Source organism: Salinicoccus sp. Bachu38 (assembly GCF_038561955.2).
Taxonomy (GTDB): Bacteria; Bacillota; Bacilli; order Staphylococcales; family Salinicoccaceae; genus Salinicoccus; species Salinicoccus bachuensis.
Map to the genome: position 1 here is coordinate 13897 of NZ_CP138333.2, position 13549 is coordinate 27445.

Annotated in this window: 11 protein-coding genes and 2 tRNA genes; all 13 read left to right on the plus strand. The window is 49.1% G+C overall.

Annotated elements, in window-relative coordinates; genetic code table 11:
• Positions 1-67 precede the first annotated feature (67 nt).
• The 13 genes from serS to RQP18_RS00115 all read left to right on the plus strand — a co-directional run bounded on the left by serS (position 68) and on the right by RQP18_RS00115 (position 13420).
• Positions 68-1345 carry a serine--tRNA ligase gene (gene serS, locus RQP18_RS00055; protein WP_342388158.1) on the plus strand — a complete coding sequence of 426 codons (1278 nt, stop codon included), beginning with the start codon at positions 68-70 and terminating at the stop codon, positions 1343-1345.
• Positions 1346-1408: 63 nt separating this feature from the next.
• The gene (locus RQP18_RS00060; protein ID WP_342388159.1) at positions 1409-2329 is read left to right on the plus strand and encodes a DUF2232 domain-containing protein; all 921 of its coding nucleotides are present in this window, start codon (positions 1409-1411) and stop codon (positions 2327-2329) included.
• 5 nt (positions 2330-2334) lie between these two features.
• The gene (locus RQP18_RS00065; protein WP_342388160.1) at positions 2335-4311 is read left to right on the plus strand and encodes a DHH family phosphoesterase; all 1977 of its coding nucleotides are present in this window, start codon (positions 2335-2337) and stop codon (positions 4309-4311) included.
• Positions 4308-4754, plus strand: a complete 447-nt coding sequence (gene rplI, locus RQP18_RS00070) for a 50S ribosomal protein L9 (protein ID WP_342388161.1) — start codon at positions 4308-4310, stop codon at positions 4752-4754. The genes RQP18_RS00065 and rplI overlap by 4 nt, the downstream gene beginning before the upstream one ends.
• Before the next feature lie 39 nt (positions 4755-4793).
• Positions 4794-6164: a replicative DNA helicase gene (gene dnaB / locus RQP18_RS00075; protein WP_031546795.1), complete on the plus strand. Its 1371-nt coding sequence runs from the start codon at positions 4794-4796 to the stop codon at positions 6162-6164.
• 115 nt (positions 6165-6279) lie between these two features.
• Positions 6280-7566, plus strand: coding sequence for an adenylosuccinate synthase (locus tag RQP18_RS00080; RefSeq protein ID WP_342388162.1), 1287 nt, complete (start codon positions 6280-6282; stop codon positions 7564-7566).
• Between the two features lie 120 nt (positions 7567-7686).
• Positions 7687-7758: transfer RNA gene (locus RQP18_RS00085), tRNA-Glu, on the plus strand.
• A 20-nt stretch (positions 7759-7778) separates the two neighbouring features.
• Positions 7779-7851 (plus strand) — tRNA-Asp (locus RQP18_RS00090).
• 134 nt (positions 7852-7985) lie between these two features.
• Positions 7986-8687, plus strand: a complete 702-nt coding sequence (gene yycF, locus RQP18_RS00095; RefSeq protein WP_342388163.1) for a response regulator YycF — start codon at positions 7986-7988, stop codon at positions 8685-8687.
• A gap of 15 nt (positions 8688-8702) precedes the next feature.
• Positions 8703-10544 (plus strand): cell wall metabolism sensor histidine kinase WalK, encoded by a 1842-nt coding sequence (gene walK / locus RQP18_RS00100; protein WP_342388164.1) that lies wholly within the window; start codon positions 8703-8705, stop codon positions 10542-10544.
• A complete protein-coding gene (locus tag RQP18_RS00105) occupies positions 10537-11850 on the plus strand; it encodes a YycH family regulatory protein (RefSeq protein ID WP_342388165.1) in 1314 nt (437 codons plus the stop codon). Before walK ends, RQP18_RS00105 begins: the two co-directional genes overlap by 8 nt.
• Positions 11850-12626 (plus strand): two-component system regulatory protein YycI, encoded by a 777-nt coding sequence (gene yycI / locus RQP18_RS00110; protein WP_342388166.1) that lies wholly within the window; start codon positions 11850-11852, stop codon positions 12624-12626. Before RQP18_RS00105 ends, yycI begins: the two co-directional genes overlap by 1 nt.
• A 5-nt stretch (positions 12627-12631) precedes the next feature.
• A complete protein-coding gene (locus tag RQP18_RS00115) occupies positions 12632-13420 on the plus strand; it encodes an MBL fold metallo-hydrolase (protein WP_373446091.1) in 789 nt (262 codons plus the stop codon).
• The last annotated feature ends 129 nt before the right edge of the window (positions 13421-13549 follow it).

Consider the following 13549-nt stretch of genomic DNA (forward strand, 5'->3'; position numbering starts at 1 on the left):
ACGCGTATACCACGTCCCTTTCCGGGGCGTGGTATCTTTTATTTCTATAAATATGGAGGTTAGGCTTATGCTGGATATCAAACTGATTCGCAACGAGGTTGAAAAGGTAAAAGAAAAGACGCAGAAGCGCGGGGTGGATCCTGCAATAATAGATGAAATACTGGAGCTTGATGAGTCCCGGAGAAAGCTGATCCAGGAGACCGAGGAGCTTAAGAAGGAGCGCAACAGGGTTTCAGAGGAAATCGCCCAGAAGAAGCGCAACAAGGAAAACGCCGATGATGCCATCCAGGCCATGCGCCAGGTCGGGGAAGACATCAAGGACATCGATGCCCGGCTCAACGACGTCAAAGCGGATTTTGAAGACAGGATGAGCCGTGTACCGAACCTGATACATGACGATGTGCCGGAAGGTGCGGACGATACTGAGAATGTTGAAATACGCAGGACGGGAGACCCGCGCCGGTTCGATTTCGAACCGAAAGCCCACTGGGATATCCTCGAGGATCTCGAGCTCGCCGATTTCGAACGGGCGGCGAAAGTATCCGGTGCACGGTTCGTCTATCATACCGGCGATGGTGCACGTCTGGAACGGGCCCTGATGAACTTCATGCTCGATGTGCACAACAAGAACGGCTACAGGGAAATGATGACCCCGCAGATCGTCCGTGCGGAAGCGATGTATTCAACGGGTCAGCTGCCGAAATTTGAGGAGGATCTCTTCAAGATCGACGGCATGGAGATGTATACGATCCCAACCTCCGAAGTCACGCTGACGAACTTCTATAAGGACGAAACACTGGAGGATGCTCAGCTGCCGGTGAAATTCACCGCACAGACTGCCTGCTTCAGAAGTGAAGCGGGATCTGCCGGGAGGGATACACGCGGTCTCATTCGTCTCCACCAGTTCAATAAGGTGGAAATGGTGCGCGTGGAACGTCCGGAAGATTCCTGGGGTGCCCTCGAGGAGATGACCGCACATGCTGAAAATATTTTGAACCTGCTCGAGATACCGCACCGCACTGTGCTGCTGTGTACAGGAGACATCGGTTTCGGTTCTTCCAAAACATATGATGTGGAAGTATGGCTGCCAAGCTATGACGACTACAAGGAAATCAGTTCCATCTCCAACATGACGGATTTCCAGGCCCGTCGGGGGAACATCAAATTCAAGCGGGAAAAAGGCGCAAAGCCCGCGTTCCTGCACACGTTGAATGGCAGTGGACTTGCAGTCGGCCGGACGATGGCTGCCCTCCTTGAAAACTATCAGAATGAAGACGGTTCAGTGACCATCCCTGAAGTGCTCAGACCGTATATGAGTGGTCAGGAAAAGCTTGAAGCGTTATAATAAACAGTACTGGATGCTCCTATTCGTTTAGGAGCTTTATTTTATGGTTGGAGGAGTGGAAAATTGGATAAAAAAGTATCAATGCTTCAACTGATGCTCGTACTGCTTATTGTATTTGTGTTCATTACACTTGCCGACATCAGTCTGCTTTTCGGCGCGGTCCTGCTGCCGTTCGCCGTGTATTTCCTTGTTGACCTGAAACATCGGTCGAACTATCATTTTTGGCTGACATTCATCAGTTTCCTCATACCTGCAGTTCTGCTCCTGTCACCGGATGCATGGCTATGGTTTGTGGTATTATATATAGTGGCTACAGTAGTGCACCGCACACTGGAAAAAGAGGTGTCGCAGGAGCTTACCCTCTTCTATGTGACATTTACACTGATGCTCGGCATCATTGGCGGATTGAACCTCCTGCAGGGTCTCGGATTCATCCAACCCCTCTCGAATATCTACCTGGACTTCCGCAACTGGTACATGGAACAGATTGAGATGTATGGCACGCTCGCGTCCTCCACATTTGACGCCGATATCATGCGTGCTTCCATGGATCAGATATTCATCAATCTGCCTGCCTATGTCACGGTGATTTCGTTCATGCTTGCCCTCTACACTGTACTGATGCAGCGGGTTCTGTTCAAATCCTCGTCAATAAAGCTTTGGAATTACCGGTCATTCAAGGATTGGGCCTTCCCACGATTCATCCTATATTTATTTTTGATCGTGTTTATAGTATCATTTTTTACAACCGAGGGAACAACCGCCCAATCGACAATGGGCAATCTGCTGGTCGTGCTTGAATGGGCCATCTTCCTCCATGGTCTCAGCTTCAGCTATTTCTTCTTCAGGGAAAAGAACCTGAATATGGTGCTTTCCATACTGCTGCTGGTTCCATTGGCGATCCTAAGGCCGCTCACACTATTGATCGGCATATTTGAAATGATCTTCAGGCTAAGGACTCTACTACAGACGAAAAGGAAGTGACGGGAATGTATAATGTGCTGGACAAGAAAATGGTTTTCATACCTTTCGCCATTGCAGCATTTCATATTCTGGTAATGAATATTTTTGTGCTGACGAACCATTTCAGAATTGGCCTGCTCTTTCTAATCGTAAGTACCATTCTCATGACACTTCTATTCATGTACCTCTACCGCTCTTTTGTCATCAATGAAAACAGGTTCCGCCAGATGGTGGTGGATATTGCCGGAAGCAAGCAGTATGCCATTGATGAATTGCCGATGGGGCTCATCATATTGAACGATGATGATGAAATCGAGTGGATGAACGACTATATGTGCAAGGAAATTTCGAAGGAAAATATGAGTGCGCCGATCAACCGGCTGTTCCCGAACATCATGACGACACTGAAGGCGAATAACATCAGTACGACAGAATCGACATATAATGACAAATATTATAAAATCTATTGGGATGAAAAGCACCAGGCGCTTCATCTGATCGACATTACGAGTCAGCGCAATCGCGAGACGGAGCTTGAAGACAAGCAGCCGGTGCTCGGCATCCTGTTCCTTGATAACTATGATGAAGTGACGCAGAACATGAGCGAAGCCCTGAAAAGCGAGCTCAACAACAGCATTACGAACACGATCAACGAATGGGCCAACCGGCATCATATCTATATCCGCCGGTTCTCACAGGACCGCTTCATCGTACTGCTGAATTCCAAGAGCCTGAAAGATATCGAGTCGACACGCTTCAACCTGCTCGATGAAGTACGGGACCGCTCGCAGGAGCTTGGAGCCCAGATCACCTTGAGCATCGGTATCGGGGAAGGTTCGGACGACTATATAGAAGTCGGCGAACTGGCCCAGTCGAGTCTTGACCTTGCCCTTGGACGCGGCGGTGACCAGGTGGCCATCAAAGCAATGAATGGAAATGCCAGATTCTACGGCGGAAAGACTGATCCGATGGAGAAGCGGACGCGCGTGAAGGCGCGTGTCATCTCGCATGCCCTCAGGGATATCCTTCTAGAAGGGGACAATGTGCTCATCATGGGTCACAAGCATCCGGATATGGATTCATTGGGCTCGGCCATCGGTGTCGCCAAAATTGCTTCGATGAATGGTATCGAGGCGCATATCGTACTGAATGATGAGGATATAGATGAAACATTGCAGCGTATGATGAAGGAGCTGCAGGAACGCGAAGATCTGATGGAGATGTTTGTGACTTCAGAAGAGGCCTGGGAGAAGATGAATCCAAGAACGACCGTCGTCGTTGTGGATACCCACCGCCCGAGCATGGTGCTCGACGAAGTGATTCTGAACAAGGCGACGCGGAAAGTCATCATCGACCACCACAGACGCTCCGATGACTTCATCTCCAATCCCCTGCTCGTCTATATGGAGCCATATGCTTCCAGCGCAAGTGAACTTGTGGCTGAGCTGCTTGAATACCAGAACAAGGAGAAGAAGCTCTCCCGCCTGGAAGCGACGATCATGCTTACGGGAATCATCGTGGATACGCGGAACTATACGCTCCGTACAGGGTCGCGGACATTCGATGCTGCAAGCTTCCTGAGAAGCAACGGGGCCGATCCGGTCCTCGCCCAGACATTCCTGAAGGATGATATCGATACGTACATCGCAAGAAGCGACCTGATCAAATCGGCTGAAATCATGGATAATGGCATTGCCATCGTCAAGGCTGACCAATCCATGACATATCACCCGGTCACCGTCGCCCAGGCGGCCGACCAGCTGCTGCAGATTGAAGGTGTCCAGGCCTCCTTCGTAATGGCCACAAGGGAAGATGAATCCATCGGCATCTCCGCGCGCTCATTTGGCGAGATGAATGTACAGCTAGTGATGGAAGCCCTCGGCGGGGGCGGTCACCTGTCCAATGCAGCGACGCGTGTAACCGACAAGACAATGGACGAACTCTACGATGAGCTCGTCGAAGTGATAGATGAAATACTTTATAACAGGAGTGAAGCGGAATGAAAGTGATTTTTCTGAATGACGTCAAGAATAAAGGCAAAAAAGGCGAAGTGAAAGAAGTCGCTACAGGATATGCACAGAACTTCCTGCTCAAGAAGGGGCTGGCTGAGGAAGCGACGCCGGCAAACCTGAAGAAACTGAAAGAACAGCAGGATAGAGAAGCGGAAAAGGCCCAGCAGGAGCTGGAAGAGGCGAAGGTGCTTAAAGAGGAGCTGGAACAGAAGGAAGTCGAAATCAAGACGAAATCCGGCGAGGATGGCCGCCTGTTCGGTTCCATCAGTTCAAAGCAGGTAGCGGAAGCCTACGATAAGCAGCATGGCATCAAGCTGGATAAAAGAAAGATCGACATGTCCCAGCCATTGAAGAGCCTTGGATACCATAAGATGAATGTGAAAATTCATCCGGAAGTCCATGCAGAAATCAAGGTGCATGTTGTTGAGCAATAGAAATCCAGGGAGGGATTGATTTTGGATATACATCAGCAGATGCCGCACAATATGGAAGCGGAGCAGTCTGTCCTTGGTGCCATTCTGATCAATCCCGAAATTTTCATTTCCACAGCAGAAACGCTGGAGCCGGAAGATTTCTACCGTTCAGAACACCAGCACATCTACCGGGCAATGGGGATCTTGAGTGAAAACCATCAGAACATTGATGTGGTCACACTGATCAATCAGCTGAAGAGCATGGAAGTGCTCAATTCAGTCGGTGGTCCGAGATATCTGGCGGAACTCTCCAATGTTGTGCCGACGAGCCGCAACGTCGGTTTCTATGTGGATATCGTGGCGAGATACGCCCTCAAAAGGAAGCTGATCCAGACGGCTGAAGAGATTGCGAATGAAGGGTTTTCCGAGGAGGCGGATATCGAAGATCTCCTGACGGAGGCAGAATCAAGAATCATGTCCATCTCCGAAAACCGGCGCAACGAAGGCTTCAAATCGATGAAATCCGTTGTGCATGAAGTGTATGAGCAGGTCGAGGCACGGGCCGGGCAGACGGATACGACGACCGGAATCCCGACAGGCTACCGTGACCTTGATTTCATGACATCGGGCTTCAACCGGAATGACCTCATCATACTGGCCGCCCGTCCTTCCATGGGTAAGACGGCCTTTGCCCTGAATATTGCGGGACACGTCGGTACCTCTGCTGAAAAGCATACCGTAGCAATCTTCTCGCTGGAGATGGGGGCCGATCAGCTGGTCTCCCGTATGATTTCAAGCCAGGGAATGATCGACGCGACGAAACTGCGTCAGGGGAATCTCAATCATGACGACTGGGATAACTTCACGACCGCCATCGGGAGTCTGGCAGAATCGAAGATATTCATCGATGATGCGCCGGGCATCCGGGTCAACGATATCCGTTCCAAATGCATGCGTCTGAAGCAGGAGCATGGGCTTGATATGGTGATCATCGACTACCTCCAGCTGATCCAGGGGTCGAGCAATAAGAGAAGTGACAACCGTCAGCAGGAAGTTTCCGAAATCTCACGTATGCTCAAAGCACTGGCACGCGAGATGGAATGTCCAGTCATCGCCCTGAGTCAGCTTTCAAGAAGTGTGGAAACACGCCAGGACAAGCGTCCGATGATGAGCGACCTGCGGGAATCCGGATCGATCGAGCAGGATGCCGACATCGTCGCCTTCCTCTACCGCGAGGACTACTATGTCCGGGGAGATGGCGAAGAGGACGCAGAAGGCGCCCAGAGGGAGCAGGATGAGATAGAAATCATCCTGGCCAAGCACAGGAATGGGCCGACGGGAACTGTAAAACTGATATTCAACAAATCCTACAGCAGTTTCTTCGATCAGGATAACAGGGGATATGATGACGGTTATATCCCACCGAATTAAATTTACGAATGTTTTTATATGACCATTATAAAAACGTTCGTATTTTTATTGCATTCATGCATTCTTATTGATAGAATGATTACGGTATTTCAATGAAAAAATTGGGGGCAAACATATGTCTGGAACAGTAGTAGTCGGAACGCAATGGGGCGACGAAGGAAAAGGTAAAATCACAGACTTCCTGTCAGAAGACGCGGATATCATCGCGCGCTTCTCCGGAGGAAACAATGCAGGCCACACCATCCAGTTCGGTGGCGAAACATACAAGCTGCATCTCGTACCTTCAGGTATATTCTATGATGATAAGATTTCATTGATCGGCAATGGTGTGGTCATCGACCCGCTTTCCATCATCAAGGAACTTGATGGGCTAATCGAACGTGGCATATCCGTGGACAACCTGAGAATTTCAAACCGTGCACAGGTCATCCTCCCCTACCACCTCCTGCAGGATGAATTGGAAGAGGAAGCCCGTGGGGACAACAAGATCGGTACGACGAAACGCGGCATCGGCCCATGCTACGTGGACAAGGTGCAACGGATCGGCATCCGCATGGCGGATCTGATAGATGAACCGGTGTTCAGAAAAAGGCTTGAAGAGAATCTCGAAATCAAGAACCATATGTTCAAAGCGCTGTATGGCCGCGAAGGGTTCACTTTCGATGAAATCTTCGAATCCTACCAGAAAGCGGCCGAGCGTCTGGCACCTTACGTGACGGACACGGCAAAAGTGCTTGATGATGCATTCCAGGCCAATCAGAAAGTGCTTTTTGAAGGAGCCCAGGGAGTCATGCTCGATATCGACCACGGTACATACCCGTTCGTCACGTCCAGCAACCCGGTTGCCGGCAACGTCACAGTCGGCTGCGGCGTCGGTCCGACATCCGTCAAAAGCATTGTCGGAGTATGCAAGGCCTATACTTCAAGAGTCGGTGATGGTCCATTCCCGACAGAATTGTTCGACGACAGCGGCGATCATATCAGGGAAGTCGGACGTGAATACGGAACGACAACCGGCCGTGCACGCCGTGTAGGCTGGTTCGACAGCGTTGTCGTCCGCCACTCGAGACGCGTAAGCGGCATCACCGACCTCTCACTCAACTCCATCGACGTATTGAGTGGACTTGATACGGTCAAGATCTGTACAGCCTATGAGATAGACGGGAAAGAGATCACCGAATATCCGGCAACATTGGATGCACTCGAGCGTGCCAAGCCGATCTTCAAGGAAATGCCCGGATGGCAGGAAGACATCACAGACGTGAAACGCATGGAAGACCTTCCGGACAATGCGAGAAACTACCTTGAAGAGATCGAACGGCTGACAGGTGTCAGTGTTTCCATCTTTTCGGTAGGACCTGACCGGAATCAGACGAATCTCCTGAAAGATTTCTGGAACTAGCAAATATCCTGTGGCGATCCGCCACAGGATATTTATTTTGATTAAAATTAAAATTTCAGTTGAAAATGAAATTTATATCATGCTATAATAACCTTTGTGTTCAGAGTCACCATCCAATGCGGCCCGTTGGTCAAGTGGTTAAGACACCGCCCTTTCACGGCGGTAACACGGGTTCGAATCCCGTACGGGTCACTTACTAATATCATCACCATGGTCCCGTGGTGTAGCGGTTAACATGCCTGCCTGTCACGCAGGAGATCGCGGGTTCGATTCCCGTCGGGACCGTACTTCGAGAGCTGTCAGCATACTATGCTGGGGGCTTTTTTGTTATGGTGGAATGGAAATAAGAATGGAAAAGTGATACATTTATAATGGATATGAGTATGGAAATAGGCACCTAAGGAAAGTGAGGGAATGAAATGCCCAAGAAGATTGTCGTAGTGGATGACGAGAGACCCATCGCGGATATACTGGAATTCAACCTCGAGAAGGAAGGATATGAAGTGCATTGTGCCTATGATGGAATCGATGCACTGGAAATGATACTTGAAGTCGTGCCGGATATTGTATTGCTCGACATCATGCTGCCGGGGATGGATGGCATGGAAGTATGCCGGGAAGTCCGCAAGACGCACGATATGCCAATCATCATGCTGACAGCCAAAGATTCCGAAATAGATAAGGTGCTCGGTCTGGAACTGGGGGCCGATGACTATGTGACGAAGCCATTTTCGACACGCGAACTGATTGCCCGGGTGAAAGCGAATCTGAGAAGGAAGAGCGACACCGGAACCAAGGACAAGGAGCCGGAAAACAACAACATCCAGATAAAGGACATCACGATTCTTCCGGATTCCTATGCCATAAAGAAGCATGGCAAGGATATTGAACTCACCCACCGGGAATTTGAGCTGTTCAACTATCTGGCACAGCATCTCTCGCAGGTCATGACCCGGGAACATCTGCTTGAAACGGTATGGGGCTATGATTATTTCGGAGATGTGCGGACAGTCGATGTAACTGTAAGGCGCCTCAGGGAGAAGATCGAAGCGGATCCTTCCCATCCTGAATACCTCATGACAAGAAGAGGTGTCGGGTATTACATTCAAGGTGACGAATAAAGGAGTTAACTTTTGATGAAGCAGTTTTTCAGAAACTTGCAGTCTCTTCATATAAAGCTTGTTATCATATATGTACTCCTCATCGTCATCGGAATGCAGATCATCGGTCTGTATTTTACGAATACGCTTGAGAAAGAACTGACCGGGAACTTTCAGGACAACATCGAGACCCAGGTGAGTCTCATAGATACAAGGATCAATGAACTCTACACAGAGTATGGAGACGATAGTGAACAGTTCCGTGAAGAGATCCAGAGTCTGCTCTCCGACTATGGAAACAGGCCGGAAATCGAAGAAATCAGATATGTGAATTCTGATAATGTCCTCGTGGGCACAAGCCGCATATCCAATGAATCGAGCATCGGTTCGAGGATCAATGCACCGCTCACTGAAGAATCAATCACCACCGGCACGCGCAATGAGGAAATCTACGTCGATGTGGAACAGAACCACCAGCGTGTCTGGCTGCTCAACCAGCCGGTGATACAGGACAACCAGATCCTCGGCGCCATATATACGGCTTCGAATATAGAAACGGTATACCAGCAGCTGGAGGCGATCAACAACACCTTCATCATTGCCACTGTAATTTCATTGATCATCACGAGCATCCTCGGCATCTTCATTGCACGGACCATCACGAAGCCCATCACAGACATGCGGAACCAGGCGCTCCTCATGTCGGAAGGTGATTATACATCCCGCGTAAAAATCTACAGCAGCGATGAAATCGGCGAGCTTGCAGGCTCCTTCAACATCCTCTCGAAGCGTGTGCAGGAAGCGCAGGCCAATACGGAGAGCGAGAAGAAGCGTCTCGATTCCGTCATCACCCACATGTCGGATGGTATCATCGCTACGGACCGCAGGGGCCGCATACGGGTGGTCAATGAAATGGCTCTCGATATGCTCGGCATGTCGGGGAAGAATCTCCATGGTGAGGATATGCTGGAGCTTTTGAAGCTCGATGAGGAGATGGTGCTTGAAGACATCCAGGAGATGAATGAAAGCCAGCTGTTGTTCCTCGATCATGAGGAAGAAGAGACGACCATCCGGGTAAGCTTCTCGACGATTGTAAAGGACACCGGATTCATCAATGGCTATATCGCGGTACTTCATGATGTAACCGAACAGGAACGTGTGGATAATGAGCGCAGGGAGTTCGTAGCGAACGTCTCCCATGAACTCAGGACCCCGCTCACTTCCATGAGAAGCTATATCGAAGCCCTCCAGGAAGGGGCATGGAAGAATGAAAAGCTTGCACCGAAATTCCTGGGCGTGACACGCGAGGAGACGGATCGAATGATCCGCCTTGTGGAAGACCTACTGCAGCTTTCCAGAATGGATAATGAAGCAGAGGAGCTGGAACGTGAAATTGTCGATTTCAACCAGTTCCTGAATCGGATCATCGACCGTTTCGAGATGACGCACAAGGATGATGTGGAGTTTGTCCGCAACATCCCTCCCACTCCGATTTTCACGGAAATTGCCATGGACAAGATGGGACAAGTGCTTGATAATGTCATCTCCAACGCCATCAAGTACTCGAACAACGACTACAAGAAAGTGGAGTTCCATGTGAAACAGAACCGCCTTTACAATAGAATGACAGTCCAGATCAAAGATAACGGACTCGGCATACCGGCGAGCAAGGTCGATCGCATATTCGAGCGGTTCTATCGTGTGGACAAGGGACGGGCCCGCAAAATGGGCGGCACCGGGCTCGGACTCGCCATTTCAAAGGAAATAGTGGAAGTGCATGATGGCAGGATATGGGCAAACAGTGTGGAGAACAAAGGCACGACGATATTCATCAATCTGCCATGCGAAACGCTTGAGGAGGATGATTGGGATGTATAAGGAAACAGTCAAATCCGTCATCCTCTTTCTTCTTGTCATCAGCAGTGCCGTACTGACCTATATGGTATGGAGCTACCAGCCGGAATTTTCACAGATTGATACGACAATCGAATCCACCTCCAATATCGGACAGGGCGAGCCCGTTCCATTCGACAGTGTCATGCGCGCTTATCAGCTCATCTGGGTGGATGGGGAAAATGTCAGGGGAACGATAGAAGAGAATGCCGTTGTAGGCGTCAGGGAGTTCCTCGATGGCACCGAAATTGAAGGTATAGATGTTTACAATAATATGAACCGTCTGGAGCCTGCTGTGAAGGAGAATGGCAATGAGGAGTTCCTGGTCGTCGACTATCCATCAGAAATGCCCTCCAAGTCCCTCTTTCAAGTGCTTGGATTCACATATGAAGGTACTTTGCCCGATTACAGCTTCGACCGGCTCGTGGTGGATATCGCCTCCCCCCAGGTGACCTTCTATCTGCTGAATGAAGCGCTGGATCGTGTGGCGGTGGCCCAGACGAACATAGACAGCGCGTATCTCCTTTCCATCGTCAATGAATACGAAAACTCCTTCGAAGACTATACCCCCATCATCACCAACCAGCAGACATCCAATAATAAGACAGCCATATATGGGCCGGATGACCCGGGGGAAGTGAGCATAGAGAACTTTCTTTCGACACAGATCAGCATAGACACGGTCAATGATCTGCTCTTCATGGAAGATGAAATCAGCGTGACCCAGAATGAGGATGTCTATGTATACGAAGGGGAAAACAGTCTGGCGACCTATAACACAGAAACATACAATTATGTATACACCAATCTGGATGAGTCCCTGACATCCGATCGCGATCCCCATCAGACCATCCAGCGGAGTTTCAATTTCCTCAATTCTCATATAGGTCTTGCACCGGAACATATGCTGTTCGACTACGATGAGGAAGGCAGCCAGTCAACATACCGGTATACATTGAACGGCTACGCCGTATTCAGTGATGAAATTGCCCACACCGTTACAACAAAATATGGCAGTAATGCATTGTTTGAATACGAACGTCCCCTGATTTATATCAATGCACAGATTCCGAGTGAAGAGACGAAAGCACTCGCCCGCATTGAAGATGTCCGCTATCAGATTGCTCTGAACGAAGACATCGATCTGCAGAAAGTATCGAAAATCACCATCGGCTATGATATGCGCTTTTCAGAGTCCCAGACGGAGCTCAATGTGGTGGAATTCGTACCCGAGTGGTATGTGAAGTATGATGGGGAATGGATGCGGTTCAATGAAGGGGGGCTGGAGTAATGGATTGGAAATTGACCAAGTCTCTATACATCCTCGTCTTCCTGCTCATCAATGTCGCCCTCCTCATGATGTACTACAACAAACAGCAGGAAGACATCAGGGAGATTGAGAGTACACCAGGCGTGCTTGAGGAAACCGATATCGACCTGAGCCAGCTTCCGGAGCATCAGCCTGAAAAACTGAACATACTTGCCGGCGAGAAAGTGGACTTCACCGAAGTTGAAGATGTCGTTGAAGACAGTGTCGAAATTACAAATGATGGCTACATCATCCATCAGGAGTTCGAAGCCGGAAACGGCACACCCGAGATGACGGCGGAATCCCTCCGGGGGCATAAGAACGAACAGGTTTACAGAGGCGGGAATTACCAGTATGATGATGTAATGAGTAATGACGCCGCCATGCTTTTCAACCAGTATTATGGTGACTATCCGATTTTCAACAATGAAGCGGCACGTGTGATATATAGAGGGGATGGTACGGAAGCGGCAGAATATGAGCAAGGTTATATCACCAACTTGCGTGAAAACAGCTATACTTCCCCGATTGCAGTGAGAAATCCGAGACAGGTTGTGTCAGATCTTTACATGCGGCAAAGAATATCCGGAGAAGCAGTGATAGAGAATGCGAGACTCGGTTACTACATCATCTTGAGCGATGATGATCAGGTGCTCCTCAGGCCGAAATGGGAGCTGCAGATTACAGATCAGGGTGTCGAAAAGGCAATCTATGTCGATGCCATCAGTGAAACAGAAGATATTATCGAAAGTGAGTGACAGTAATGAAGATGAGCGTGTTAGCCAGCGGTTCCACCGGGAACAGCACGTATATAGAAACTGAAAAAGGCAGCCTGCTCATAGACGTGGGACTCTCCTGTAAACGTATAGAGGAGTCGCTGAATACATTGGATACTTCCTTGAAGAATATCGATGCTATACTCATCACCCATGAGCACAGCGACCATATCAAAGGTCTCAAAGTCATTTCCAAACGTTATGGCATTCCAATCTATGCCAATGAGAAGACGTGGCAGAGGATAGAGGCCAAGGATATCGAAGTCCATAGCGACAAGAAGTTCCACTTCAATCCTTTGGAGGAGAAAGAACTGCTCGGCATGGACGTACAATCCTTCAGCGTCTCCCATGACGCCATAGACCCGCAGTTCTACACATTTATCAAAGACAACAGGAAGCTGTCCATCATCACCGACACAGGCTATGTCTCCGACCAGATGAAGGGCATCATCAAGGAGAGTGACTGTTTTGTGTTCGAAAGCAACCATGACGTCGATATGCTTAGAATGGGCAGATATCCATGGGTGACCAAACAGAGGATCCTGTCCGATGTCGGACACGTTTCAAATGAGGATGCTGCACACGCCATGCGTGACGTTATAACCGACCGTACAAAACGCATATATCTCAGCCATCTGAGTTTGGACAACAATATAAAGGAATTGGCAAAAATGAGTGTTGAGCAGGTGCTGAACCAATATGATATCGATACGGCCAACCATGTAACGATAAGCGATACAGACAAAGCCGTACCGACGAAGATATATCAGATATAAAAGTTATCCACAAAAATGTGTGAAAACTCTGTGGATAAATAGTCATAAATGTGGGTAAAGTATAAAAAGTGTGGATAACTAAGCAGTCAGTCGTGTAAAACTGGCTGTTTTATTTATATTTATGTGAAT

Coding starts and splice junctions, on each gene's coding strand:
- serS (WP_342388158.1), top strand. CDS start 68: ATGCTGGATATCAAACTGATTCGCAACGAGGTTGAAAAGGTAAAAGAA.
- RQP18_RS00065 (WP_342388160.1), top strand. CDS start 2,335: ATGTATAATGTGCTGGACAAGAAAATGGTTTTCATACCTTTCGCCATT.
- rplI (WP_342388161.1), top strand. CDS start 4,308: ATGAAAGTGATTTTTCTGAATGACGTCAAGAATAAAGGCAAAAAAGGC.
- dnaB (WP_031546795.1), top strand. CDS start 4,794: ATGCCGCACAATATGGAAGCGGAGCAGTCTGTCCTTGGTGCCATTCTG.
- RQP18_RS00080 (WP_342388162.1), top strand. CDS start 6,280: ATGTCTGGAACAGTAGTAGTCGGAACGCAATGGGGCGACGAAGGAAAA.
- yycF (WP_342388163.1), top strand. CDS start 7,986: ATGCCCAAGAAGATTGTCGTAGTGGATGACGAGAGACCCATCGCGGAT.
- walK (WP_342388164.1), top strand. CDS start 8,703: ATGAAGCAGTTTTTCAGAAACTTGCAGTCTCTTCATATAAAGCTTGTT.
- RQP18_RS00105 (WP_342388165.1), top strand. CDS start 10,537: ATGTATAAGGAAACAGTCAAATCCGTCATCCTCTTTCTTCTTGTCATC.
- yycI (WP_342388166.1), top strand. CDS start 11,850: ATGGATTGGAAATTGACCAAGTCTCTATACATCCTCGTCTTCCTGCTC.
- RQP18_RS00115 (WP_373446091.1), top strand. CDS start 12,632: ATGAAGATGAGCGTGTTAGCCAGCGGTTCCACCGGGAACAGCACGTAT.